Genomic DNA, 23,644 nt, shown 5'->3' on the forward strand with positions numbered 1-23,644 from the left:
GAATGACTACTCTTACACAGGAAAAACGCGCCGAACTAAGGACTCTTATCGGAGAGGAAAAGGTATTTTTTCGGGACGAGAACAAAATGGATACCGCGACGTTCCTGTCCTACGGCACGGATCGGACGAAAGTATATCGACCCGACTTCGAGATTCTGGTATTTCCGAAAAACACGCAAGAAGTTTCAAAAATCGTAAAATTCGCTTATCAAAACGACCTAAAGATCGTCCCCTCGGGAGGTCGTACCGGCTATGCCGGAGGAGCCGTCGCGAAAAGCGGAGAGATCGTACTCTCTTTGGCCAAAATGGACCAGGTTCTGGATTTCGATCCTTTCTTCGGTTCCTTGAAAGTCCAAGCGGGAATGATTACGAAAAACCTCCATAAGGAAGCCGAAGAAAGAGGATTTTATTTTCCCGTGGATTTCTCCTCCACCGGATCCTCTCATATCGGGGGGAATATCGCGACGAATGCCGGAGGAGTCAGGGTCGTCCATTACGGCCTGATTCGTCAGTGGGTCCTCGGTCTTACCGTTGTCACCGGTACCGGTGACGTTCTGGAATTCAACGGGGAAATCCTGAAGAATAACACCGGTTACGACCTAAAACATCTTTTCATCGGTTCGGAAGGGACCCTCGGCATCATCACGGAGTGTGTCCTGAAACTCACCGGAAAACCTTCGGATCATAGGGTATTATTCTGCGCGGTTCCCGACTTCGCCTCCATATTGGAATTGTTCAAGGAAACCCACAGGATAGACGTCCCCGTATTGGCTTTCGAATTTCTGACCCGATACTGTTTGGATAAGGTAATAGATCACCTTCACGTTCCCGATCCGTTTCCGGAAAGTAGTCCATATTATGTTTTAATGGAATTCGAAATCACCGACGAAAGGGAAGAGGAAAAACTGTTCTCCTTTTTGGAAACGGTCATGGAAAAGGGATTCGTCACCGACGGTAGCCTTGCTTCCAATTCACGCCAAGCGGAGACTTTTTGGAAATACCGGGAGGGAATCAGCGAATCCATTTCCATAGATTTCACCGTACACAAAAACGACATTTCTCTGCCTCTCCGGAATATGAACCCTTTCCTCGCGGAGATGGAATCCTTGTTAAAGAACGAATATCCCGGTTTCGAAATCGCATTGTTCGGACATATCGGAGACGGAAATCTGCATTTGAATATAGTCAAACCCAAGGATCTTACAGATTCGGACTTTTTTTCCCAATGCAAGAACGTGGACCCTGCAATGTTCGAATTGCTCAAAAAATACCACGGTTCCATCAGCGCTGAACACGGAATCGGGCTCTTAAAAAAAGATTTCCTACATTTCTCTAGGAGCAAAGTGGAAATGGAAATCATGGGACAGATCAAAAAGACCCTCGATCCGAAAAATATACTGAACCCGGGAAAAGTACTGCCTTGAGCGGAACGTCCGTCGCATCGATCTCGAACGGAATCTTTAGAACGTTCACCGTACTGACCTGGATCGTATTCGCGGCGTTGCAATACAACGATCCGGATCCGGAAGTTTGGGTCTCGACCTATCTGTCTGTGGTCCTACTCTATGCCGCGGAATGGTTGCCTTCGCTTCGGACTGCGGAACGAAGACGTTCACTCGCGGGGGTTTCCAGAGCCTTAGGTGTCGGCTATTTCGTTTGGGCGCTTCTCGCCTTTCGAGAGGACCCCAGAGTCGACTTCGATTCCGAAATATTTAGGGAAAGCATGGGGCTTGTTCTTTCTTCGATATGGCTACTCATCCTGCCGCTATTCCAAGGTAGATCCCAAGAATGATCCTCCGATTGTCGGTCTGGATCTCCATTCTGGTCCTACGACTGACATACGGAACCGTGCGCTGGACGGAGATTCGCATCCCGGACGCAACCCGGGAATGTTTCCGAAAAAAGAGCGGACTCTTGCTGGCTCTCTGGCACAACCAAATCCCTTTTTTAATCGACTTCACCTCCTCGTATCTGGTCAAGCGGATGGGATTGAGAATCGTACCTTTGGCGTCGCGATCCAAAGACGGAGAACTAATCGCAAGAGTACTGCATCATTTCGGAATCAGATCCAAACGAGGATCCAGTAGACGGGGCGGAGCTTCCGGCTTAAAAGCGTTGGTGGGAGAGGCGATGCACGGGGGAGTCTCCCTAATCACTCCCGACGGTCCCACCGGTCCCGTTTACGAACTCAAAGCGGGTATCGTTCAACTCGCCTCCATTACCGGATATCCTATCATCGCCTATTCGGCGCAATACGACCGCTATTGGACTACGAATAGCTGGGACAGGATCAAGGTCCCGAAACCTTTTTCTCGGGCCGTGATCACTTGTAGCGAGCCCTTCCTTGTCCCGAAGTTGAAAGGGGCAGAGCAATTGGAGGAATGGAGACGTAAATTAGAGCGGTTCCTTTTGGAAAATTGCGGAGTCACCGAAGTTGAGGCCGAGGCGTTACGACAAGAAGTACTCGCCGCAAAGAAAGTGAACGAAGAAATAATGCAGGCAATGAGATAAGGATTCCGCGAATCCGACGAACTTCGAATTCGCTTAAGCGACGGGAGGAATCTCCTCTTCCTTGATTCTATAAAAACTCCAGTGCACGATGAATAATCTGGACAAGAGCAGATAAAGCGATTCTCCGTAGGTTCTTCCGGTAGTTTCAGCCATGGCTTCGAAGGCTCCGATCAATTCTCTTAATATTTCCCTATCTCCGGGATCGGCTACCAAATCCAAATCCACTTGGGAAAGATCTTCGTCCGGCGGAAAGGCCAGATCGTTTGATTCCAGGAGAATCTCCAGAAGTTTTTCCCCCTCGATTACCACTGACTCGGCGGTCTTTTCGGCGGGTTCCGGTCCGTGTAACAAGGAAAAAACTCCGTCCGCCAACTCAAGAATCAATCCGCCGAGAACCATGTCGTTTCCGGATTCGAACGTATCCGAAATCGTTTCGAACTTCTGTTTTAATAACGTGCGTACTTTGACGAAAGATTCCGCCGCGTAATCCATCTCTCCTTCGTCCATCGCCTCTTCGAATCCCTGTAGCCAATCCGGGCCGGTCGGATCGAAGCTGTCCCAATCCGCCCATAAGGATTCGCAGGCCAAAAAAACCTGGTCCGCCGTGGTGCCGACGTGTTTGTACGTCGTAACTACGACCGCCAGCTGCGCGACCGCATCGGCCCACTCGGTTCCTTTTACGTTATTCATGGGAAGATATACTAACCGAAATAAAGTTTCGGAAAAGCAAGATTCCTCCGCAGAGAAAAGAAACCTTCGCATTACCCCGAAAGGCGTAGCAAAAGCGCCTACAATTTAGGCAAAAAGAATCATAACCTTAAGCGTTTCGGAGGATAAAGGAACTTTAATAATCGATTGGACCGAACGCCTTGTTCAAATCCAGTCGTTGATCGTAGAAGCAACTTCCTGAGCTTTTTCTATATGCAAAGCGTGTTTTGCGGAAGGAATCCAAACCAAGTCGCTCCCTTTTAGATAACTATGAATCTTCTTTACCATACTCGGATACGTAATCGGATCCTCTTTACCGGATATTATTATGGATCTCAGTTTGATTTCCGAGATCCGTTTTCCTAGAAAAATTTCCGCCTCTCGATCGAGAGTGTTTCGGGTAAGAAAACGGTACGGTTCGTCGTTCCAACTGGATAAAAGGATTTTTTTGGTAAAGGAACCTAGACTGGGAGGAGATTCATGATATAGAGAAGCGAAAAGCCTCTCGATCTCTTCGGAGTTTTTCGGAAACAACAGCTCCCTCATTTCGTCCCGCTTCGGATGAGGGATTCCTCCCGGAGCGAGAAGCACCAATTTTTTGATCCGCTTTTCCCGCTTGGCATCGAGAAGAGCGATGTACATCGCGATCAGACTTCCCATAGAATGCCCGCCTAGCACCAGATCCCTCAAGTCCATCTCTCTAATGGACTCGTAGATCAAAGCCGCAAAAACGTCGACTTGATAGAGATATCGGATCGGAGGCATGCGACTCCAACCGAAACCGGGAATGTCGGGTAAAAGAATCGTGTAATCCTTGCGCAAAAGAGGAGCTAATTTGCGGAATCCGGAAGAGCTATCCAGAAGTCCGTGCACTAGCAAAAGGTTTTTTTTACCTCCCGAATCCCCTTCTCTCTTCAGATAGAAAAGCTTGTGCCCTCCTACATCCGAGTATACTTTTCGAAAGCCCAATTCGGACTCCATATACCGGATCTTGTTTCGAACGTAGTTTCGAAGAAAAAAACGATAAATGAAATCCATAATTTTACGCTATGATTTATCCTGCGTTTCTATTATCAAGGATTCCTGCGTTTTTCGAAACGACACAACTTGGATTAAAATCTGACCGATTATTTTCCGATACTTAAGCATCTATCATGCGAACCCAGGAACTCCTTCCCATTTTGGAAAACGCCTTCTTCCCCGCACAAGAAGGAATCCTGATCCTGGAACCTAAAACCTACAGTATACTTAGTGCGAATCCCAAAGCGACGGAAATTCTGGGCTATACCAGAGACGAACTACAGACACTTTCTCTTAGCAAACTCCTGTCCCGACCGGAACGAATCGGAAATCACATTTTAGGTGCCGAAGAATTAGGCATTTCTCTGCTATGGAACCTGAGAAAAAAAGACGGCTCCATGACTCTTGTTGAGTTCACGATCAACGCCCTTCTTCCCGACCCCAAAGCGCCGTTGGTCTTTCATATTTATAAAAGATCCGAAGTCCGGGAGACAGAACTGCGACTCTATTATCTGCAGAGTATTTTGAGAAGCCTACGCCTACTCAAACTCAACCTGAGATCCTTGAGATTGAGTTCCGCTTCTACGCTTTTCCAAAAAGTCTGCGATACTCTGCGGGAAAATCCTCATTACAGTTTGATCTGGGGATTTTATCGAAGAGAAGACGGAACGGACCAAGTGATCGTCCAATCCGACTCGGAGGAGGAATGGAAGGAGCGCTTGGAAAACTCCTGGTTAAAGGAGGAACTTCCCTCCCCCATGCGCAGCCTCATAGAAAGCAATGAACTTTTCGTGATACACGAGTTCGGAGCAGGCTCCTTCCCCGAATGGGAGCGAAACCTGGGAACGTCCGATTTCAGAAGATCCTTAAGTCTCGTAGTCAAGGAAGAGGATAAAATCGTCGGCGGAATAGAGATCCTTTCCAAGGAAAATATGGCCTTCGATTCCGGTGAAAATTATCTTTACTTGGAAGTCATAGAAGATCTGCTTTCTTCCCTACAGTTTATCCGGATAGAAAGACAAAGAAGGGAAACCGCAAAATTACTCCAATTCCAAGGAGCTCTGTTAAATTCCATAGAAGTCCCTTTATTGTCCACGGACGAGGAAGGTTTTATCACATATGCAAATTCGAATATAGCGAATTTATTGAATATTCCCAAGGAGGAGACCCTCGGCAAACAGATCCGAGACCTTCTCAGGCTTGACGCCGAATCTGCGGACCGGGTATTTCTCGGATCCAAGGCGGAAATATTGCTCGGGAATTCCGTCGACGGGGAAATCCCTTTCCTCTTAGTCTCTTCCTCCTTAAAGGACGATTACGGCAACCGGATAGGTACGATCGTATTACTGCTCGACGTCACCGAACAGAAGAAAAACGAGGAATTGATACGCGCCTCGGAGCTAAAACTCCGAAACTTATTCGCATCCATGAATAATGGAATCGTAATATTAAATCCGCAGGGAACGGTGATGGAAGTCGCTCCGATCCTGAAATTCTTCCTTTTCCAATTCCTGAACGTGGCTCCAGGGGACAACTTTCCGGAACTTTTCGCGGACGAGATCCGGAACGAAATCATCGAAAAACTCGAAGATTGCGTAAAGATCCAGAGACCCGTATATTACGATTTCTCGATGGCATTGTTGGGAGAGGAGGAAAATTTCTTTTCCGTGAAGTTTATCCCTCTGAAAAAATACCAGGACCTTCCCATAACGGCCATGCTGATCTTTTCGGACGTGACCCAAACCAAACTCCTGGACAGACAACTGTACGAGACGGCAAAGTTCGCGTCTATCGGCGAGATCGCCGCCGGGATCGCGCACGAAGTGAACAACCCTCTCCAATCCAGCCTTCTTTATCTGGAGGATCTATTGGAGCACGAGGATCCGGATCCCGACGAACGAAAAAAAGTATACAGAAGAATAGAGGGAGCAGCCATCAGGATCCGCGATCTGATCAAAGGACTCCTGGATCTGGGAAGAAGAGCCCCCAGAAAAAAGGAACTCGTCTCCCCCTATTTCATCCTTCTCCGAGCCTGCGAGTTGATCGAGGTCAGTTGCAGAAAAAGCGGAATCGAATTAAAACGGATTACCAGTCCGGAACTTCCGCAAATTCACGTAGCTTGGCAGGAAATCGAACAGGTATTGATAAACTGTCTCGTTAACGCGGTAAACGCCATCTCCGAGATGGAACATAAACCCGAATCCCCTTCCATACAAGTTTCCGCCCGAAAAGAAATGTATTTGAACACAGAGACGGTCGGTTTTACCATTCAAGATAACGGTCCGGGAATGAGTCCCGAAGTTGCAGAAAAGGCCTTTCTTCCCTTGTACACGACACGTAGAACGAAACAGGGAACCGGATTGGGCCTTACGATCTCTCAAAGGATCGTGGCGGATCACGGCGGGTCCATTCAGCTGGAATCGAATCGGGGGCAAGGCACCAAGGTTACGATCCGGATCCCGGTGGGAAAGACATGAAGGATCTATAGAAAGGCGACATGACCGAAAATCACCCGAATGTACTCGTAGTCGACGATGAATCGGATATCCGAACGGCTTTGGAAAGGGTCATTTCTCGGGAAGGATATAACGTATTCGTCGCCGAAGACTTCGCTTCGGCAATGCAGATCGTCCGCGAAAATCCGATAGATATAGTGATCTCCGACATCATGATGAGCGGAAAGGACGGTTTGGAAGTCGCCAAGGAAATTAAAAAATACAATTCGAATATACCTGTGATACTGATCACGGGAAATCCCCAACTCCATACCGCGGAGGAAGCGCTTAGAAATAAGGCCTTTGATTATATTTCCAAACCGGTTACCCGACAGAGCCTCCTGGCGGTTTTGGAAAACGCGAAAAAGGAAAAGCAGGAAAAGGATAGAAAGTCCCGAAAAATCCTCAAGACCGTCAGGGAAAAAACCCATCTCGCGCAGCAATTCAAGGATTTAAATTATAGAAACAGTCTGATTTTGGAAACTACAGGGGATTGCGTAATCACTTTGGACGAGTCTCTTGTGATCCGGGCGGTAAACGAAGCCGCCCTCCGACAGTTTCAGTACGGCGAGGAAGAATTGGTCGGACAACAAGTCGAACTACTGATCCGACCGACAAATCGCGACTCCTACCTCGAGCGCATCGAAAAGCTCACTCACCGAAAGTCCGAACATAAAATCGCTAGACTGCATAACGCGGAGCTCATTAACCGTAAGGGGGAACCCAGGACTTTCGACATTTCGGTGTGTAGATACGTCATGAACGGTAGGACGTATTACACTGGAATCGCAAGAGACGTGACCCAGAAGATACTAATTTCCGAAAAACTGATAGATGCAGAAAGAAGGGCGTTTTTGGCTACGATCGCTTCAAGCATAGGTCACGAGATCAATAACGCCCTTACCGCGATACAAGGTTTTATCGAAGTGGCGCGGCTTCCCGATTCCGACGAAAATCTGAAAGATAGAGCCATACAAGTCACCTGGAATCAGATTACAAAACTGAAGAATTTGACGTTCAATCTTCTCCAATTGGGAAAACCGGGCGAGATAGGAAAGGAAAAGGAGATCCTGGATCTGAACGAAGTCGTGGAATCCGTCATCGAAGTCTTCAGAAAAGCTTCCCGCCTTAAGGAATGTGAAATAATATTCCAAAAATCTAAAGAAGTAGTGCGGATATTCTCCAACTCTGATCAACTCAGCCTACTGATATCGAACATAGTGTTGAATTCCGCGGACGCCACGGCAAATAAAGGCAGAATCCAAATCTCCGTTTTGGAACGAAATCACCATCCGATGATCAAAATCCAGGACAACGGAATCGGAATGAGCCAAGAGATCTTAAGAAAGATTTTTCAACCGTATTTCACTACCAAAAAGACGGGCCAAGGCACCGGTTTAGGAATGTTCGTGGCAAAGGAAATCGCCGATCTTTTCGGAATCAGGATCGAAATCGATTCGGAACCGGATAAGGGGACTGAATTCCGCTTGGTATTTCCCGACAAACTGACGAACTAGGCCAAGTTGTCTCTATGTCACAGTCTATTGGAGAAGTCGAGCTCCGATTTTTAGTCCAGGACGGAAAGTTCCCGCTTAAAATAGAGGAGCTTACTCCGGAAGCTTCGGCCCGCAGATACTATAGGGTTTTTTATCCGGGAGATTCCAAAATCCTTTGCAAGGACGTACGGTTTCAGCACGACTTCGTAGATATAGGCAATTTTCTTCGATCCCACGGCTTCCGTGTTCCGGACGTATATAAAACCGACTTGATCCATAATTTGACCCTACTTTCCGACGAAGGCGATAAGGACCTGACTTTCGTCAAAGATGACGGAGAATACCGGGAGTATATGGTAAAATGCGTGGAACTCCTAACGGAGCTGCAGAAGCTCGAGCCGGAAGCCCCCGTCTCCGGCAGGGAATTCGATTACGAAAAACTCCGTTCCGAGAATCAGTTTACGTACACTTCCTTTCTGCAATTCGCAAAACGTTTCGGATTAAAAACGGATCTCCGCGCGGAAGTGAAAATATTCCTGGACGAGGCGGCGGCTTTTCTCGCCGAATATAAGATAAAAGTCTTCTGCCACCGGGACTTTCATGCAAGAAATCTAATGCTTTCCCCCGACGGAAGCATCACGATGATCGATTTTCAGGATGCCAGAATGGGGACTCCTTTTTACGATCTTTCCAGTCTGCTTTACGACGCATACCGTCCCATACCTTTTGCTATGCGAAGGGGATTGTTTCTTCTTTTCATGAAACTCTCGGATTCGAGATTCCCGCGATCCAAGGAATGCTTTTATCTGCAGAGTCTCCAAAGATCCTACAAAGCCCTAGGCTCGTATTTTATGTTGGTCGCCGAAAAAGGCCAGGACAAATACAGAGCCAGCATACTGTCATGCCTGGAGAATCTACTGGAAATCGCGCAAGTCGGACTTTTTCCGGACCAATTGTTTCTCTTCTTCCATTTTCTAAAAAAGGAACTTTCCGGCAACGCCGCATTCGCGGAAAAGTTGGAAGGAATCCCGGATGAACGATAAGGCGTTTTTCCCCTGCGCCGGCTTCGGCACCAGGATGAAGGAATGGACCAAGAAAATCCCCAAACCCCTACTCCCGATTGCGGGCGTTCCTCTCATCTATTATTCCCTTTATTGGGCGGAAAGATGGGGGGTCAAGGAAGGGATCGCGAATTCGCACTATTTGGCCGACGTATTGGAAAAGAATTTGAAACAATTCCGGACGTTTCCTCTCCGCATTTCCCGAGAGGAAACGAGAATCCTCGGAACGGGCGGAGGAATCCGAACCGCTCTTGAAAGATTTTGGAACCTGGACGAGGAGTTCCTGATCCTGAATCCGGATTTTATCCTTTTTCCTAAAGCTGATTTTTCCCCCTGGCCGACTCCCGCGGAAAAAGACGCCTACGATTGTATTTTATATTTATCTAAAATTCCTCCTGACGCGGATTACACGGGCCTCTCTTTAAACGACGGCAAGGTCGAGTTCTCCCCCGGGGGCTATTTTTATATAGGTCTTTCCTGGATACGGGGAAAATGCTTAGGAGAATTGAGCCCGAACGAACCTTACGATCTAGCTGATACGTTCCGAAAGCTGGCGAAACAAGGGAGACTCGGAGGCAGAATCTTTCCGGGAGAATGGATGGACCTTGGGGAAAAAGAATTCTACGAAGCGGCTCGGAACACCGATTTCGGACACAAACTAGGTCCCGGATGGAAAGAGTTCATATCGACCGAAGCTTGACCGCGTTTCGCGGGCGTCAAAGTCTAAGCGTTGAGTCGGAGCAGACGGCTCTACGAAGTCGCTGATTAATTTGGTTAGATAAAGACTGCAGGAGAAACTTTGAATTTCTTTCCTAACGCCTTAATCTGACGAATATTTAGTTCTCTTTTGCCATTCAGAATCTCGGAAACAACCCCCTGGCTGCCCAACTCCACCATGTCCTTTTGAGTAAACCCGTTCTCTTCCATGAGATATTTTAATATCTCGACAGGACTTCCACTAATAGTTTCAAAGTTGCTCTTTTCGTACTCTTCAATGAGATTTCCAACTGTTTCCATTAAAGGAGCCAATGGGTGATTTTCGTTGTTACCTATCTCATCTATTAATTTATCAAGAGCTTTTAATAATTTTTTGTATTGTTTGTCGGAATGAGGAACAGATAGCAGATCTTTAACTTCTGGCCATACATTTCTTACACGCTCTAATTCAAGAATCATATCCTATTCCTCCTTCCATTTTCCTTTATCATATTCCGAATGCGTTAAAACATGTCGAATAAAGACTTTCTTTCTATTGTAATGAATAGCGAAAATTAATCTAAAATGATTCCCGCTAATATTAAAGGCTATAAATTTGCCTACCTGATCTGCGCTTTTAAATACTTTTCTTAATTCGTTAAAATTCTTAAAACCCGTATTTTGAACTATTTTAAACCAGCTTTTGAAAGAAGATCCTGAGTTTGGATGTTTAATTACAAAATCTGAGATCTTTTTCCAGCTAATTATATGCACTTATATAAAGAATATCTCATAATGAGATGTGAAAAGCATTTTTCTTTTTTATTTCAAGATGAATTTTTAGTGATTGCGTATAACTTTCTTTATATTCGACCTAAAGGAAAAACCGCTACCCCCTATCCGACCGGATTTCAATTCGATCGGTAGCGGATGAAAAACCCGAAAAAGTGTACACCGCCGACGTCTAAAAAGGGACGCTGGAACATATATGCGCGATTTTACCGTACTAGTAACAGAGGCAGCCCGAGGGGATGAAACCGCTTTTACCGAATTGGTTTCCAGGTTCGAAAAATACGTCCGCAGCGAGGCCGGAAAACGGATCCGGGACGAAGCAAAGGCGGAAGATCTGACGCAGGAAGTCTTTCTCGAAACCTGGAAGGTGCTGCCTAATCTGAGACAGCCCGAGGCACTTCCTTTCCTACTCCGACGACTCGTAGTCAAGCACTCCGATCGCATTCTCAGGCGGAAGGATTTGATTTCGGGGGAATTCCGTCCCGAAATCGCCGTCTCTTCGAATTCGGATCCGAATGAGGACCTCTGGAGAAAGGAGGTACTGCAAGCCCTGGAGGAACTCCCCTCCGAGGAGAGAGAACTCCTAAATCTCAGATATTTCGGAGAGTTGAGTTACGAAGAGATCTCGGAAAGAACGGGAATTTCCGGAGGAAACCTGAAAAATCGTCTACGAAGAAGCAAAGAATTATTGAGAAGAAATCTGCTGACCAAATCGGATCGAAAAGAATGGCTAGAGGTCCTTCACAAACCTATGGCCATCGCCTCTTAGAAAAATCTATGGAAACACCCGTTTTGCCCGAAAACCTTCCTCTCGGAATCCGCTTGGACGAAGGCCATCTCAAGGAAAGAAAAATATTCCTTTGGGGCCAAGTAGACGACGCGACCGCCAAACATGTGGTCGACAGACTCCTCTATCTTTCTTCGGAAGACCCGAAAAAGGACATCACCTTGATCATCAATAGCCCCGGAGGAGCAAACACTTCCGGAATGGCGATTTTAGATACGATGAAAGCCGTCCCGAACGATATTCGAACTGTATGCATGGGTTTGGCGGCGAGTTTCGGCGCCTTGCTTCTTCTTTCCGGAACCAAAGGAAAAAGATCCGCTATGGCCCACAGTCAAATCATGCTTCACCAACCTCATGTGCCCGGTCGCTTGGAGGCAAAGGCAACCGATCTAGGAATCTTCGCAACCATGGTGGAACGCGAAAAGAAAGAGATCAATAGAATCATCTCGGAACAAACGGGACAAGCCTTGGAAAAAGTGGAAAGGGATACGGATCGCGACTTCTGGCTTTCGGCGGACGAGGCCGTGGAATACGGTATCTTGGACTTCGTTTTTAAAAGCTGGGTCCCTTCCGAAAAAGAGAAGGATTAGATCAGATATATCCGGAAAGGCACCAGGCGCAGATCCCGAAATGCGCGGGAATTTCCGAGACCACTCGTAACGGAACGTCCGCAGGAATCGATGGAAAGAAAATCCGGTCGTCCACAGTCCTTCCGCAATGCTTGCAGGTGGAAAGTTTCCATGGCTCTAGAGTCTCGGTAGGTGTTCCTATGAAATGATCCGGGAAGGGCCTCACCTCTTCGTCCTGACTAAGTCTCTTCGTTAAGGATTCGTATTTTTCTCCGAAAGGAAGTTCCGCTCGAAATACGTGTTCCCCGTCCGGCGTATCGAATCGTAATAAACTGGGCCGTATTCCGATTTCTTTAAATTGTACCAAGGAAAGAGCAAGGCCGATCTGTCTTCCTTCCTCGTCAAACGGGTAATCCTCGTAATAGTCGGAAACGTTCTGATAGGACTTCGCGCGGGAAAGATATTCCGTCAGATCCTCCTCCGATTCGGAAGGAACGATCGCGTTGTTAGAAATCTCCACGGCAATCCCCGTAGGATTATGGGAGAGTACTGTTCTAAGATAAAATCCTTGTTCTTTTAACAATGAGCGGGCGGACATAGGATCCGAAAAATCCCAGGATCGCCAGAACTCCTCTTCTCGTTCCAGGAGAGTATCCGACTCGCTCGAATTCCATCCTTTAGTTCTGAAATAGGAATCCAGGCAGTTTTCCTGGTGCGCCCGTTCTAGTAACGTGGACAAAAGGGAAAGCAAAGGGGAAAGAAGATCCGACTTTTGGTAGAATTCCAGACAAAACCGAAGATAGTTCTCCAGATTCGTCTTATAGGTACCGGAAAGTACGATACCGTGGAGGATGATTTTTTTTCCCGCCTCCATTGCCTGAATCAGGCGATTCCATTTGGCAAATTCGAGGTTCATTTGCATCCGGGGATAGCAGTCGCTCTCTCCAATAAAAAGTATCGGGTTTCGATAATGCCTGTCGCCTTTTTTTTCGCGACGAAACCGGATAAAAAAACCCCGACCTCGGCAAAGAGAAACCCTTTACCGAGATCGGTTACAATACGGTGCTACGTTAGTTTTGATAAGTACGCGGAGATCTTTCCCCGATTCCAATACAACGAATCACCCGTAACGAAACGAGCAGGATTTCGATTAGGCCGAAATCGGAGGGGGAATGTTCAGAAGATATTGGGCGAGAAGTTTACAGAATCGGAATGGAAATCTATCTTGGCGGGACGTTTTGGAATCGAGCAGCCCGGGATTATGTATCTTTTGAGAATCGAAACCGTCGAACGAAAGCTCCGCCTTTTCCGAATTTTCGATAAAGCTATCGCCGCTCTGATAGTATTGCGTCGCGGGTCCCGTAATGCTCGGGGTCGTCGTGGGAATTTTTTTTCCGGAATAAGGATTGGAATGGGTTAAATGCAGAAAAAAAAGCAAAGCCGGGAGCGCCAATCCGGCGAATATTAAACGAAAAGCTTTCCGTTCCTTTGCCATACTTCAAAGGCGATCAAAATCTTCCGATTGTCAAGTCCGAATCTTTCATATTCCTTTTGCTCTTAATTTTTCCCTTAGCTCCTCGAAGCCGGATTTTCCCAAAAGGGCGAACATATTTCTCTTATAGGCCTCCACCCCCGGTTGGTCGAAAGGGTTTACGCCGGATAAGCTGCCGGAAATACCGCAAGCCAGCTCGAAAAAATACATTAGATTTCCTATATATTCCGGACCGGTATCCGGAAAACAAATTTCGATGCAGGGAACGTTTCCTTCCGAATGTGCGGCCAAGGTCCCCAAAATCGCCTGACGATTCACTTCCCTCATCGGCTTTCCCGCCAAAAAATTCAAACCGTCCAAATCCTCTTCGTCCGCAGGAACCACGGGATCCGCGGATGCCTCTTCCGGACGCAGCACCGTCTCGAATAAATTCCTTTCCCCTTCCTGAAGGTATTGCCCCATAGAGTGCAGATCCGTAGTCAAGTTGACTCCGGCCGGAAAGATACCTTTTCCGTCCTTTCCCTCGCTCTCTCCGTACAATTGCTTCCACCATTCGGTAAGAGTACTTAACGAAGGTGTAAAATTCGAAAGAACCTCTATCTTCCTTCCTTCGCGATAAAATCTGTTCCTCAAAACCGCGTATCTACAGGAAAGATTCTCTTCCGGTGAAGTTTTACTTAAAAGATGGTCCGCCGCATCTCGGAACCCGGCAGCAAAAGTACGAACGTCTATCCCTGCGATCGCTATCGGAACCAGGCCGACGGGAGTCGAAACGGAATACCTTCCGCCTACATCGTCCGGAATGGAGAATGTGGAAAACCCGAGAACTTCCGACATTTTCCGCAAAGCCCCTTTCGCCGAATCAGTGGTTGCGATGACCCTTTGCGAGGCCCTGTCTCCGTATTTTTTCTTTGCGAGATTCCATAGCAGCCGGAACGCCAAGGCAGGTTCCGTCGTCGTCCCCGACTTCGATATTACGTTGATCGAAAATTCCCTGGTTTCCAGATATTTCAATAATTCGGAATGGTATCTGCCGTCCAAATGGTGACCGGCATATATGATCTCGGGGGAACCGATCTTCGGCCGGAAAAAATGCGGCTTGGTCGCGTCTATCACGGCCTTGGCTCCGAGATAGGAGCCCCCGATTCCGATCAGTACTACCGTTTCGGATTGGCTCCGGATTCGTTCCGCTTCCGATACGATTCTGTCGAGCTCCGAAGATAAAAGCCTTTGCGGGTAGCGGACCCATCCCAAAAAGTCGCTCCCCTTTCCCTTCCCCGAAATTAAATTCTCGAGCGCGCTCCCGGCGTCCTTCCACAATTCGTTTTTAGGATCCTTCCCTAAAAACTCGGAGGCAAAGCGATCTTTTAATTCCAAAGAAAAAGTCATACGTCCTACCGATCCGGGCAGAATACCGACAGGTTCCCGGATAGCAAGGAAAAGATGCGGATTCGAAATTACGAGTTTCTACTTCTAGGAATAAAAGAGGCTTGAAATTCGGGACTCCCTTACGATCCTAAGCGGCTCCGGATTCGGTCGGTCGAAGCCGGAAAGCTTTCATGCAAGGTCCAAAAACAGAAGAACTGATCCGCATTTTGAATTCCCTTCCGCAATCCCAGATGGCCGGATCGATCCGTCTTTTTTCGGCCCCTGGCAGAATCAACATTATCGGCGAACATGTGGATTATGCCGGAGGAATCGTTTTACCTGCCGCCATCGATTTCCGAATCTCCGCGGCGGTCCGTACCAACGGAACGAATCTTTTCCGGATTTATTCTTTGGATTACGATTCCTGGAAAATCTCCGAAACGCTTCAGTATGACCCGATCCAAACCTGGTCCAATTACGTTTTGGGAGTCGTATCCGAAGCGGGAAAGATAGGCTTACCCGTTCCGGGATTCGATCTTGCGTTCGGAGGGAACATTCCCCAAGGAGCCGGACTTTCCTCGTCGGCGGCATTGGAAGTGGTAACAGCCTATTCCCTTTCGGAACTTTTCGGGTGGAATCTTTCCAAGACAAAGATCGCACTCTTAGGACAATCCGCCGAAAACCGATTCGTAGGAGTCAACTGCGGAATTATGGACCAGTTCGTCATCTCCGTGGCGAAGCCGGAGAGCTGTATTTCTTTGGATACGGAGACATTGGAATACGAGTATATTTCGTTGGAATGGAAGGATTGCGAATTAGTTCTCATCGATTCCAAAGTAAAACATAGTTTGAAAGACAGCGAATACAACGATCGAAGAAAGGAAACCGAATCTGCCTTGGAAAAACTCAAGAAAATCCGACCGACATTGACTTCTCTGTACCATGCCGAGGAGGAATGGCTGGACGAGTCAAAGGAACTCACTCCCCGGGAAATGTCCAGAGCTCTGCACGTAATCGGAGAGCGCAAAAGAACGCATAACGTGATTCGTAGCTTGCAAAAAGGAGACGCCATTGAGGTGGGAAAATCCCTGTATTCCTGCCATGACTCCCTTTCTCGCCTCTTCGAGGTCTCCTGTCCGGAAACGGATTATATCGTGGATTGGATGAAAGGAAAGGGAGTCATGGGTGCCAGAATGATCGGTGGCGGATTCGGAGGTTGTGTTCTCGTATTGGATCGGATCGGACGCGGGTCTTCCCTTTTTTCCGAATGTAATGACGCTTATTCCCGGAAATTCGGCGTTTCCGCTGACATTTATCCGATTAAAATTTCGGAAGGAGTCCGCGAAGAACGCTGACGGAAGAGAAAAAACGGTCGAAAAATCCCCAGACAAAACGCAGACTGTTCGACGAGCCGGTAAATCCAAACTAAACCCGGAAAGAATCGTTCGGAAATTATGGCGGAAACTCCCTTTAATTTAGATAGCAAGGAATTCGATCATGATGCGCCCGAATTGGGGGTTTTTCTGGATCCGAATCATACCCCGCTTGGACTCCCGCAAGACGCGGTGGTAGTAAGGATAGCGGGAGAAATCAATCTGTATTCCGCACAGATCATGAAGGAGAAATTCTTTCAACTCCTGGATCGCGGTTTCCTGTATCTTTTGGTGAATATGGAGAACGTGAAATACATAGATTCTTCGGGTCTCGGAGTATTTATGGCGACGCATTCCCGTTTGGTTAAAATGGGAAAAGGTGGGATCGCGGTTTTTTCCCCTTCTTCTCAAGTGAATAAGATCCTGGAACTCACCAAACTCAAAAGTCTGATCAAGGTTGGCACCACCTCCGCCGAAGCCTGGAAATTACTCTCGCCTTGAGGATGTCCCTACCTCTAGAATTCCAAAATCATATAGAGACCCTTCTCCATTGCAGATTATGCCCGAAGATGGAGGGAAATCCTGTCCAAGGCTGCATCCCGAACGCGAAGATCATGAGTATAGGTCAGGCCCCGGGGATACACGAAGAAAGATACGGAAGGCCCTTCGCGTATACCGCCGGAAAGACTCTCTTCAAATGGTTTTCCTCCATCGGCGTCGAAGAAGAACTATATCGATCGAAAGTGAATATGGCGGCCGTCTGCCGCTGCTTTCCCGGAAAAGCGAAAAGCGGAGATCGAAAACCGGATCCTTCGGAAATCGAAAATTGTTCCGGTTTCCTGGCCTTCGAGGTCAGATTCAACAAGCCTGAATTAGTGATCCCGATCGGGAAACTCGCGATCGATCAATTGCACGATGAGAAAAAATACAAACTCGAGGACGTAATCGGAAAAAAATTCAGAAGAGAGTTTCATGGCATAGAGCTGGATTGGATCCCTCTTCCCCATCCTTCCGGTTTGAACGTTTGGAACCATACTCAGGAAGGAAAAATCCTGATCGCCAAAGCGTTGGACCTGATCCGAAAGCACCCCGCTGTCGAGCGTGAGCTCTTAAAATTCTAGGAAAGAAATTCGGTTTAATCCTTCCAATTCCACCATTTCGTCCGATTTGGATCGGGATCGGAAGTCGCCGAAACGTAAACGGCGCACCGAAAAACGTACAACATGCAGCGGTCAACCTTCGCCCCTTGCAGGACGCAAAGTTCGTCATAGAGTTTTTCGGGATTGCGGCCCGCCAGATCCTCTTTTCCGCGGACGCCTAGATTCCACAAGTCCTCCGCGATCACCTTTCCCACTCCCGGTAAAGTCCTGAATTCTTTCAGTACAGCCTTGCGCACCATGAAAACTTATGCTATAAAAATCCCCGAGAAAATCAAGTATTTGCAACCGTTTGTCCAATTCCTTTTTTTTCGGGACGTAAATCGGAAAAGAAACGTTCTGCGCCGCTTTCGGATTCGCAAGCGCGATTTCCGGCGATTTCTCTGAACAGACTTGCATAAGCGAAAAGAAAATATATCCTGGTTTGAACCTGTAAAGTTCTGTCGTCTCATCATCGAGATTCGTATAAACTGTTAGAACTAACGATTATGAATGTAAGAATGTTCCGGAAAGCGGTTTTATCCTTTTTCTTCCTCACGGTTTTATCCTGCGGAAGTTCCGTCGCCGTCAGGCCGGCCGCCGGCATCGCCGGAAACTACGATTATCTGCACGACGTCGTTATGCAAAAATTACGGGAAAGAAGTAGGCAGGAAGAAATCGTAGGCATAGGTTTCGCGATTACCGACAGCTCCGGAAAATCCATCGTAGGAGGGTTAGGAAAAGCCTCATCCGAACGGTCGGTTCAGGAAAACACCATCTTCAAGGTAGGATCCCTTTCCAAAATATTCACCGGGATCGCGGTCTTACAATTGGCGGAAAACGGAAAAGTGATCCTGGACGACCCTGCCGAGAGATATATTCCCGAATTGAAAGGCGTATCTTCCCGGTTTCCGGAAGCGAAACCGTTTACGGTCCGCCAACTTCTCACGCACCATTCCGGCTTACCTTCGGACGTATTCGAAGATTGGATGCTATCCGATCATTCTTTGGATAAATCCCCTTACAACGAACTGCCTCCCCTTTTACAGGGCATCCACCTCACACGTCCCCCGAATACCGCGTTCGCCTACAGTAATCTGGGTTTCTCCCTCTTAAGCATCATCGTGGAGAGGACAAGCGGTTATAGTTTCGAGGAATATATGAGGAGATTCGTGTTCGACCCGGCGGGAATGAAGAACACGAGTTTTTTCGACGATTTACCCGAGGCTCAAAAATCCGAAGGTTATTCCGGATGGCTGTGGAAGACGGAAACCAAGGTCCCGAAACTCAGGGATTTGGCGGCTACTTCATTATCCACGACTCCCGAGGATATGAATTCGTTTATCAAAGCCTTATTTACGAAGGCCGGTAAGGGAAATAAGTTGATGACCGGCAGAAGCCTTTCGGAATTCTACGAAAAACAAAATAGAGGCATAGAGAGAGACCTGGATTTCGAGATCGGCCTCCCGCTATGGAGATTCCTGGACACTCGTGGAAATCTCCTGTTCGCGGGACACGGAGGAGACCTTCCCCCTTTTTCCTCCTATCTACTTCTGGATCCGGAAAACCAAACCGGAGTCTTCTTGGTTTCCAATACTTTAAGTAGCGGATCGACGGGACTGGAGGAACTCGCGATCGAATTCCTATCCACACTTTCCGAAGTCAAAACCGGACGTAGGCAAAGTCTTCGCATAAAAACGAAAATAGAAAAAAATCCCGGACCGGAGCAGATCAAAGTGTGGAAGAAATGGGAAGGATATTACGCCTCTCCTTTCGGTTTACACAGACTCGAGTTCGGGAAAAAAAATCCCAAGCTCACGATGTTCTCCTCCGAGTTTTCCCTCCAACCCCTGATGAACGGGGATTTCTTGCCGAAAATCCCGACACTCTTCGGGTTGTTCGACCGGGATCGTGAAAACCTGGATAAGATTCGGATCTCTCTGCACGAATTCGCTAAGCAACCCGCCCTTGCCTTTTCCACCACTCAAATCCCGAAGGGAGGAATGTTGGGTCTTGCGGAGAAAGTGGAGCCTTATCCTCTAACCTCCGAGTGGCAGGATAGAATGGAAACCTATAAACCCGAGTGCGCCGACCCGGAAGATATATTAGAAAAACTGCAATTTTCTTACGACGAAGATACCGGATTCATAATGATGAACATGTCCTTAAGAATCCCCGGTGTCGCCAACCATTCGGTTTTTCCCGTCAGGCCCCTGGGCAAGAATACTCTGATCGTACTAGGCCACGGAAGAAACCTAGGGGATACCTTGAGTTTCGAGTTGGACGAAAAAGGAGGAGAACTTCTGACCTATTCCGGATACAGAATGAAAAAAGTGAAATTACACCACGAGACCTCGCGTGTCCACCTTCCCCCGAGCAAGACGGCGTGTACTTCCAATCGGACACTTTCGCGTTTGTTAAAAAACCTGCACCTGCACACTCTGAGTATTTCCAGGCAGCGGGAATGAGTTTATTTTTCCGAATACCCTAGGACTTCCCAACACCACTTTTTTTCCAAATTCCGATCAGCAAACAGAACTGCCTCTGGATCGGCATTTTCCGACAGGATCGCCCAGGCTCCCGCATGGAATTCCCGATCCAGAATCCTTGCACCGGGGAATTCCCCGCCCAATTCGACGGATTTTCGCACGGCTTCCTCCCATTTCATTTCCCGGAACACAGGCACATATTCCGAAACGATGCCCAACCATTCTTCGGGAAATGAAACGTTTTCCGGCAGCACCAGCACGACTCTATGCAACATGTTTTCCCCCCGGTGCGCCAAGGTCCTGGAAAGATAGGAGGCCGGGATCGCCGAAAATTCCATCAAGATTTCGTTAATTAGCTTTGGAGAAAAAGGCTCCCGAGGGCGAAGGACGACGTCCGTGACCGTGTATGGATCCTTGAGGAGCCTAATTCTCAGTTTTGAAAAGAATTCCTTTTTGCTCGATTCCAAATTCTTTCCTTCCCACCAAACGGCGATATGTCGGGAACCCGGAACGGAAAAATCCGCAATACCTTCCTCCGTCGCTCCGTCTTCCGAAAAAAGGAATACGTCCCGCATACTCGGATCGAAATCCGCAAGAAAAGGTCTAGGCGTTTCGTCCAGCCGCCTATCCAAACGGTCCTCCGAACGAAAGAGGGTGGAAGCAAGGTCCTCCGGAGAGAAATTCGGAGTGCGAATGACCCTATAAGGAGGTTTGGGAAGATAAATCAAACCTTCCCTTTCCGCATCCTTTCTCATTGCCGTTCCCGGAAGCACGGACAAAGGAAAAACCTGAACCCACTCCCCCAAACCTTTTTCGAAAAAGAAATCGATCCCTTCCAGGACATCCCCCGGACTATCGCCGGGCAGTCCGATAATCAAATCCAGCAAAAGTTCGATCCCTCGGTCCGCCAACATCTTGGCCGCTTCCGCGACCTTTTCTGGACTGCCGTAACGTTTGACCCGCTTTAGAGTTTCCTTATTGATCGATTGCATACCGAGTTCGATCCTGTCGAATCCTGCTGCTGCGAGTTTATCCGCGATTTTTTCCGTTATCCCTTCCGAACGAAGCTCGCCGAACATACTCATTTGCCGGTCGGAATTCACATCTATGATAGAGTCCAAAAATTCCTCGAAACCCGGCCTATGGTTGAAGGTAGGATCCAGAAAGACCAGCTCTCGGGCGCCCCTTTCCTTCAAGCCGCGTATCAAACGGATCGTTTCAGGAATATCTAATGTTCTAAGTACATTGCTGCTTTTCGGATAGAAACAATACGTGCATTGGGACCTACAGCCCCGAACGGTTTCCAAATATGTGGAACGGGCGGGGTCCACAGGAACGAAACCGGCTAAATAAGGAGAAGGATACGTAGTCAAAGGGAACGCGGCATTTTCCTCTTGCGAAAAAGGACCCATTCTACCGTCCCTACCTCGTACCGCCACGTTCGGAACGGCGATTATATCCTCGTGCTCCAACAAAGTCGTCAAGAGTCTGGCGAACGTACTTTCCGCTTCTCCGGAAACCGCAATGTCGTATCCCGTTTCCGAGAGTACGAACGGATTGTCCGGATTTACCTCCGGACCGCCGATCAGGATTTTCGTTTTCGGGGATCGGCTTTTCACTTCCCGAGCCAAGTGGAGACTTCTTTCAGAATTCCAAAGGTAAAGGGAAAAGCCTACGAACTCCGGTTCATTCCGGGCGATTCTATCTGCGAGACTCGTGTCTCCTTCCGAATCCGTAACGGAAGGATCCAAGACCTCGACTTCCAAGCCTTTCTTTTCCAGACCGTTTTCCCTAGCGGAGACCGCCAGACATCCTGCGGCCAAGGGAACGTTCCCCGTAGCGGCGAATGCGGTCGGAGGAGGGACCGGAAGTTGGACGAGTTTTAATTTTGCCATCTCTTCCCGTTTCCAGGTTTTAGACGGTGGAAACCCGTGACAATCCTGAAATCGCGTGTTTCCGCTCTTAAGAACCCATCGATCCGGGAATCCTTAAGCGCCTGAAACTTTTCCTGCGGGCGGAGGTTCTTCCGGGTTTCCGTATTTTTTGCAAACATTCAATTCCGAAAATTTAGCCGCATTCTGCTCGCATTGCACCTGTTTCAAGGTTTTGTGCTGTATGCAGTGATTTACGATGGCCTCGTTCATCTCCGGTTTCAAGATACTCCGAAGCATCAATGCTTGCACCTGTTTGGGCATACTTTCGTCGTCCGCAATCAGTTTTACGATATGAATTTGGGCATCCGCACACTCTTCCGGTTTCGGTTTGGTCCTAAAACATGCCGTCAGGAAGACGATTAGGATACAAAAAAGAAAAGCGGACGTAAACCGTCCGCTTTTCCCTCTTCCGAAAAAGTAGGAGATGCGATTACTTATCGCCGCTGTCATCGACGGCTGCTGCCGCTTCGACGCGTTTGCGAAGTTCTCTGATCTCGTTCTTGTTCACACCCGGGAGTTTCATAGCGTCTTCGTAATACTTGATCGCTTTTTCAAAATCTCCTGCGGAGAAGTAATAGGTTCCGATATTTGCTTTTGCAGCTCCGGATTTTCCTCCGGCTTTTTTGTCTGCTTTTTCCCAAGCTTCTTTCGCTTTTTTGAAGCTAGGAGTTTCTCCTTTAATCTCTTGGTATCCGTCGTCCAGATAACCTGCTACTTCGGGATCTTCGTCTTTAGTATAAACGCTGATTCTTTCGGTTTTTACCAGCGGAGAAAGACGTTCCTTAATATAGCCTGCTGCTTGATCCAACGCCTTACCGAAAGAATCCAGTACGGAAGGACATGCCAAGTTGCCTACTCCTGCATCTACTTTTGCAGGGTTGGAAACGACGGCTTTTTTAACCTCTCCGGTTTCTACTTTGATCAAAGTAGCGTCCAGAGGGATCAGCATATAACGAATTCCGGTTTGTTTGGTAACCGGTCCGCTACCGCTGGTGTCGATATTTTTACCAGTCGCCATAGAAGCGAGAGCACCACCGACTTTCATCGCTGCAGCGCCGTAATCCACCATCATCTCGCTACCGCATTCCGTATAAGGCTTTTGGTATCCGATATACAGAATGGCTTCCGCACCTAACATGTTTCCGATTTTTGCACGGTTTTTGGTGATACCGGTGAGGCTCAGGGTAGCTTCGTTCAATGCGTCGGCACGTTTGCTCAAATCGATGAGTCTGTAGTAGGATTCTTTATCGAATGCTTCGAAAACTTTCGCCGGCATTTGATCGATAAAGCTTGAACCCGCTCCGAAAACGGTTTCCCAAAGACTCTTTTGGGGTTTTTCCACAGCCAAACCAACGTTACGAATGGAGCCAAGGAATTTTTGTAATTGGCGTCCGTCTTTATTTTTTGGGAAAACGGGATATTCTACGTCTACGGTGTCTGCGCAGTTGGAAAGTGAGAATACCAACGCTCCAGCAAAAAGCAGAGAAGCGATTTTTTTCATTGGGTTAATACCAATCCTTTATGGATGATTTTAAGAATAACAACGTATTGATTCGGGGATTTCTTTTCCTGTCAATTTATTTTACGATTGGACGCGTTTAAAACGAATTCCCGCAGATTTCGGAGAAGGTATTATCACTTGCAAAACGGACCGGAAAACGAAAACCTAATTTCTAGAACGTTCCATTGCCGAAAGGCCGTCCGAAACGGTCAAAAA

24 protein-coding genes are annotated in these 23,644 nt (G+C 47.7%); 13 read left to right on the forward strand and 11 right to left on the reverse strand.

The window, feature by feature from the left end; all coding sequences use genetic code 11:
* The first annotated feature begins 2 nt into the window (after window positions 1–2).
* Genes EHO61_RS00920 through EHO61_RS00930 form a run of 3 tightly spaced genes read left to right on the forward strand, consistent with a single transcriptional unit; the run spans window position 3 to window position 2,511 of the window.
* The gene (locus tag EHO61_RS00920) at window positions 3–1,424 is read left to right on the forward strand and encodes an FAD-binding oxidoreductase (RefSeq protein WP_135811761.1); all 1,422 of its coding nucleotides are present in this window, start codon (window positions 3–5) and stop codon (window positions 1,422–1,424) included.
* The gene (locus EHO61_RS00925) at window positions 1,421–1,792 is read left to right on the forward strand and encodes a transmembrane 220 family protein (RefSeq protein ID WP_210415280.1); all 372 of its coding nucleotides are present in this window, start codon (window positions 1,421–1,423) and stop codon (window positions 1,790–1,792) included. Before EHO61_RS00920 ends, EHO61_RS00925 begins: the two co-directional genes overlap by 4 nt.
* Complete coding sequence (locus tag EHO61_RS00930) at window positions 1,789–2,511, forward strand: lysophospholipid acyltransferase family protein (RefSeq protein WP_135811762.1); 723 nt, start codon at window positions 1,789–1,791, stop codon at window positions 2,509–2,511. The genes EHO61_RS00925 and EHO61_RS00930 overlap by 4 nt, the downstream gene beginning before the upstream one ends.
* Window positions 2,512–2,544: 33 nt before the next feature.
* Here EHO61_RS00930 and EHO61_RS00935 read toward each other — a convergent pair whose 3' ends face one another.
* On the reverse strand, window positions 2,545–3,201 hold the full coding sequence (locus tag EHO61_RS00935) for a hypothetical protein (protein WP_135811763.1): 657 nt from the start codon (window positions 3,199–3,201) through the stop codon (window positions 2,545–2,547).
* A 183-nt stretch (window positions 3,202–3,384) separates the two neighbouring features.
* Window positions 3,385–4,257, reverse strand: a complete 873-nt coding sequence (locus EHO61_RS00940; RefSeq protein WP_135811764.1) for an alpha/beta fold hydrolase — start codon at window positions 4,255–4,257, stop codon at window positions 3,385–3,387.
* 116 nt (window positions 4,258–4,373) lie between these two features.
* Here EHO61_RS00940 and EHO61_RS00945 point away from each other — a divergent pair, with 116 nt between their 5' ends.
* Genes EHO61_RS00945 through EHO61_RS00960 form a run of 4 tightly spaced genes read left to right on the forward strand, consistent with a single transcriptional unit; the run spans window position 4,374 to window position 9,991 of the window.
* Window positions 4,374–6,716 carry an ATP-binding protein gene (locus tag EHO61_RS00945; RefSeq protein WP_135811765.1) on the forward strand — a complete coding sequence of 781 codons (2,343 nt, stop codon included), beginning with the start codon at window positions 4,374–4,376 and terminating at the stop codon, window positions 6,714–6,716.
* A 20-nt stretch (window positions 6,717–6,736) separates the two neighbouring features.
* Complete coding sequence (locus EHO61_RS00950; protein WP_135811766.1) at window positions 6,737–8,251, forward strand: hybrid sensor histidine kinase/response regulator; 1,515 nt, start codon at window positions 6,737–6,739, stop codon at window positions 8,249–8,251.
* A 14-nt stretch (window positions 8,252–8,265) separates the two neighbouring features.
* Window positions 8,266–9,273, forward strand: coding sequence for a phosphotransferase (locus EHO61_RS00955; RefSeq protein ID WP_135811767.1), 1,008 nt, complete (start codon window positions 8,266–8,268; stop codon window positions 9,271–9,273).
* Window positions 9,263–9,991: a sugar phosphate nucleotidyltransferase gene (locus EHO61_RS00960; protein ID WP_135811768.1), complete on the forward strand. Its 729-nt coding sequence runs from the start codon at window positions 9,263–9,265 to the stop codon at window positions 9,989–9,991. Before EHO61_RS00955 ends, EHO61_RS00960 begins: the two co-directional genes overlap by 11 nt.
* Before the next feature lie 74 nt (window positions 9,992–10,065).
* Here EHO61_RS00960 and EHO61_RS00965 read toward each other — a convergent pair whose 3' ends face one another.
* Both EHO61_RS00965 and EHO61_RS00970 read right to left on the reverse strand, forming a co-directional pair.
* The gene (locus EHO61_RS00965; protein ID WP_135811769.1) at window positions 10,066–10,467 is read right to left on the reverse strand and encodes a helix-turn-helix domain-containing protein; all 402 of its coding nucleotides are present in this window, start codon (window positions 10,465–10,467) and stop codon (window positions 10,066–10,068) included.
* A 3-nt stretch (window positions 10,468–10,470) separates the two neighbouring features.
* Window positions 10,471–10,761, reverse strand: coding sequence for a type II toxin-antitoxin system HigB family toxin (locus tag EHO61_RS00970; RefSeq protein ID WP_210415281.1), 291 nt, complete (start codon window positions 10,759–10,761; stop codon window positions 10,471–10,473).
* A gap of 214 nt (window positions 10,762–10,975) precedes the next feature.
* Here EHO61_RS00970 and EHO61_RS00975 point away from each other — a divergent pair, with 214 nt between their 5' ends.
* Window positions 10,976–11,548: an RNA polymerase sigma factor gene (locus EHO61_RS00975; RefSeq protein WP_135811770.1), complete on the forward strand. Its 573-nt coding sequence runs from the start codon at window positions 10,976–10,978 to the stop codon at window positions 11,546–11,548.
* 8 nt (window positions 11,549–11,556) lie between these two features.
* Window positions 11,557–12,156 (forward strand): ClpP family protease, encoded by a 600-nt coding sequence (locus tag EHO61_RS00980; protein WP_135811771.1) that lies wholly within the window; start codon window positions 11,557–11,559, stop codon window positions 12,154–12,156.
* Between the two features lies 1 nt (window position 12,157).
* Here the strand turns inward: EHO61_RS00980 and EHO61_RS00985 are convergent, their stop codons facing one another.
* From EHO61_RS00985 to EHO61_RS00995, 3 genes are all read right to left on the reverse strand, one after another.
* On the reverse strand, window positions 12,158–13,051 hold the full coding sequence (locus EHO61_RS00985; protein WP_135811772.1) for a hypothetical protein: 894 nt from the start codon (window positions 13,049–13,051) through the stop codon (window positions 12,158–12,160).
* Between the two features lie 234 nt (window positions 13,052–13,285).
* The gene (locus tag EHO61_RS00990; protein WP_246031935.1) at window positions 13,286–13,630 is read right to left on the reverse strand and encodes a hypothetical protein; all 345 of its coding nucleotides are present in this window, start codon (window positions 13,628–13,630) and stop codon (window positions 13,286–13,288) included.
* A 45-nt stretch (window positions 13,631–13,675) separates the two neighbouring features.
* Entirely contained in the window at window positions 13,676–15,016 is a 1,341-nt protein-coding gene (locus EHO61_RS00995; RefSeq protein ID WP_135811773.1) for a glucose-6-phosphate isomerase, read from the reverse strand.
* 230 nt (window positions 15,017–15,246) lie between these two features.
* Here EHO61_RS00995 and galK point away from each other — a divergent pair, with 230 nt between their 5' ends.
* The 3 genes from galK (at window position 15,247) to EHO61_RS01010 (ending at window position 17,489) form a co-directional block, all read left to right on the forward strand.
* Window positions 15,247–16,350, forward strand: coding sequence for a galactokinase (galK, locus tag EHO61_RS01000; protein WP_246031944.1), 1,104 nt, complete (start codon window positions 15,247–15,249; stop codon window positions 16,348–16,350).
* Window positions 16,351–16,449: 99 nt separating this feature from the next.
* Complete coding sequence (locus EHO61_RS01005; protein WP_135811775.1) at window positions 16,450–16,869, forward strand: STAS domain-containing protein; 420 nt, start codon at window positions 16,450–16,452, stop codon at window positions 16,867–16,869.
* Window positions 16,870–16,871: 2 nt separating this feature from the next.
* On the forward strand, window positions 16,872–17,489 hold the full coding sequence (locus EHO61_RS01010) for a uracil-DNA glycosylase family protein (RefSeq protein ID WP_135811776.1): 618 nt from the start codon (window positions 16,872–16,874) through the stop codon (window positions 17,487–17,489).
* A 14-nt stretch (window positions 17,490–17,503) separates the two neighbouring features.
* Here EHO61_RS01010 and EHO61_RS01015 read toward each other — a convergent pair whose 3' ends face one another.
* Window positions 17,504–17,767 (reverse strand): helix-hairpin-helix domain-containing protein, encoded by a 264-nt coding sequence (locus tag EHO61_RS01015; RefSeq protein ID WP_135811777.1) that lies wholly within the window; start codon window positions 17,765–17,767, stop codon window positions 17,504–17,506.
* Between the two features lie 258 nt (window positions 17,768–18,025).
* Between EHO61_RS01015 and EHO61_RS01020 the strand changes: the two genes are divergently transcribed.
* Complete coding sequence (locus EHO61_RS01020) at window positions 18,026–19,972, forward strand: serine hydrolase domain-containing protein (protein WP_246031936.1); 1,947 nt, start codon at window positions 18,026–18,028, stop codon at window positions 19,970–19,972.
* Between the two features lie 2 nt (window positions 19,973–19,974).
* Here the strand turns inward: EHO61_RS01020 and EHO61_RS01025 are convergent, their stop codons facing one another.
* From EHO61_RS01025 to EHO61_RS01035, 3 genes are all read right to left on the reverse strand, one after another.
* The gene (locus tag EHO61_RS01025; RefSeq protein ID WP_135811779.1) at window positions 19,975–21,888 is read right to left on the reverse strand and encodes a B12-binding domain-containing radical SAM protein; all 1,914 of its coding nucleotides are present in this window, start codon (window positions 21,886–21,888) and stop codon (window positions 19,975–19,977) included.
* A 93-nt stretch (window positions 21,889–21,981) separates the two neighbouring features.
* Window positions 21,982–22,377, reverse strand: a complete 396-nt coding sequence (lep, locus tag EHO61_RS01030) for a LipL41-expression chaperone Lep (RefSeq protein ID WP_135811780.1) — start codon at window positions 22,375–22,377, stop codon at window positions 21,982–21,984.
* Window positions 22,358–23,428, reverse strand: a complete 1,071-nt coding sequence (locus EHO61_RS01035) for a lipoprotein LipL41 (protein ID WP_135767578.1) — start codon at window positions 23,426–23,428, stop codon at window positions 22,358–22,360. The genes lep and EHO61_RS01035 overlap by 20 nt, the downstream gene beginning before the upstream one ends.
* Window positions 23,429–23,644 lie beyond the last annotated feature (216 nt).

It is taken from the genome of Leptospira fluminis (assembly GCF_004771275.1).
Classification (GTDB): domain Bacteria; phylum Spirochaetota; class Leptospiria; order Leptospirales; family Leptospiraceae; genus Leptospira_B; species Leptospira_B fluminis.

Excerpts from the sequence above, each read along its gene's own strand:
- EHO61_RS00920 (WP_135811761.1), top strand. The coding sequence starts at position 3 with ATGACTACTCTTACACAGGAAAAACGCGCCGAACTAAGGACTCTTATC.
- EHO61_RS00930 (WP_135811762.1), top strand. The coding sequence starts at position 1,789 with ATGATCCTCCGATTGTCGGTCTGGATCTCCATTCTGGTCCTACGACTG.
- EHO61_RS00935 (WP_135811763.1), bottom strand. The coding sequence starts at position 3,201 with ATGAATAACGTAAAAGGAACCGAGTGGGCCGATGCGGTCGCGCAGCTG.
- EHO61_RS00940 (WP_135811764.1), bottom strand. The coding sequence starts at position 4,257 with ATGGATTTCATTTATCGTTTTTTTCTTCGAAACTACGTTCGAAACAAG.
- EHO61_RS00945 (WP_135811765.1), top strand. The coding sequence starts at position 4,374 with ATGCGAACCCAGGAACTCCTTCCCATTTTGGAAAACGCCTTCTTCCCC.
- EHO61_RS00950 (WP_135811766.1), top strand. The coding sequence starts at position 6,737 with ATGACCGAAAATCACCCGAATGTACTCGTAGTCGACGATGAATCGGAT.
- EHO61_RS00955 (WP_135811767.1), top strand. The coding sequence starts at position 8,266 with ATGTCACAGTCTATTGGAGAAGTCGAGCTCCGATTTTTAGTCCAGGAC.
- EHO61_RS00960 (WP_135811768.1), top strand. The coding sequence starts at position 9,263 with ATGAACGATAAGGCGTTTTTCCCCTGCGCCGGCTTCGGCACCAGGATG.
- EHO61_RS00965 (WP_135811769.1), bottom strand. The coding sequence starts at position 10,467 with ATGATTCTTGAATTAGAGCGTGTAAGAAATGTATGGCCAGAAGTTAAA.
- EHO61_RS00975 (WP_135811770.1), top strand. The coding sequence starts at position 10,976 with ATGCGCGATTTTACCGTACTAGTAACAGAGGCAGCCCGAGGGGATGAA.
- EHO61_RS00980 (WP_135811771.1), top strand. The coding sequence starts at position 11,557 with ATGGAAACACCCGTTTTGCCCGAAAACCTTCCTCTCGGAATCCGCTTG.
- EHO61_RS00985 (WP_135811772.1), bottom strand. The coding sequence starts at position 13,051 with ATGAACCTCGAATTTGCCAAATGGAATCGCCTGATTCAGGCAATGGAG.
- EHO61_RS00990 (WP_246031935.1), bottom strand. The coding sequence starts at position 13,630 with ATGGCAAAGGAACGGAAAGCTTTTCGTTTAATATTCGCCGGATTGGCG.
- EHO61_RS00995 (WP_135811773.1), bottom strand. The coding sequence starts at position 15,016 with ATGACTTTTTCTTTGGAATTAAAAGATCGCTTTGCCTCCGAGTTTTTA.
- galK (WP_246031944.1), top strand. The coding sequence starts at position 15,247 with ATGGCCGGATCGATCCGTCTTTTTTCGGCCCCTGGCAGAATCAACATT.
- EHO61_RS01005 (WP_135811775.1), top strand. The coding sequence starts at position 16,450 with ATGGCGGAAACTCCCTTTAATTTAGATAGCAAGGAATTCGATCATGAT.
- EHO61_RS01010 (WP_135811776.1), top strand. The coding sequence starts at position 16,872 with ATGTCCCTACCTCTAGAATTCCAAAATCATATAGAGACCCTTCTCCAT.
- EHO61_RS01015 (WP_135811777.1), bottom strand. The coding sequence starts at position 17,767 with ATGGTGCGCAAGGCTGTACTGAAAGAATTCAGGACTTTACCGGGAGTG.
- EHO61_RS01020 (WP_246031936.1), top strand. The coding sequence starts at position 18,026 with ATGTTCCGGAAAGCGGTTTTATCCTTTTTCTTCCTCACGGTTTTATCC.
- EHO61_RS01025 (WP_135811779.1), bottom strand. The coding sequence starts at position 21,888 with ATGGCAAAATTAAAACTCGTCCAACTTCCGGTCCCTCCTCCGACCGCA.
- lep (WP_135811780.1), bottom strand. The coding sequence starts at position 22,377 with ATGACAGCGGCGATAAGTAATCGCATCTCCTACTTTTTCGGAAGAGGG.
- EHO61_RS01035 (WP_135767578.1), bottom strand. The coding sequence starts at position 23,428 with ATGAAAAAAATCGCTTCTCTGCTTTTTGCTGGAGCGTTGGTATTCTCA.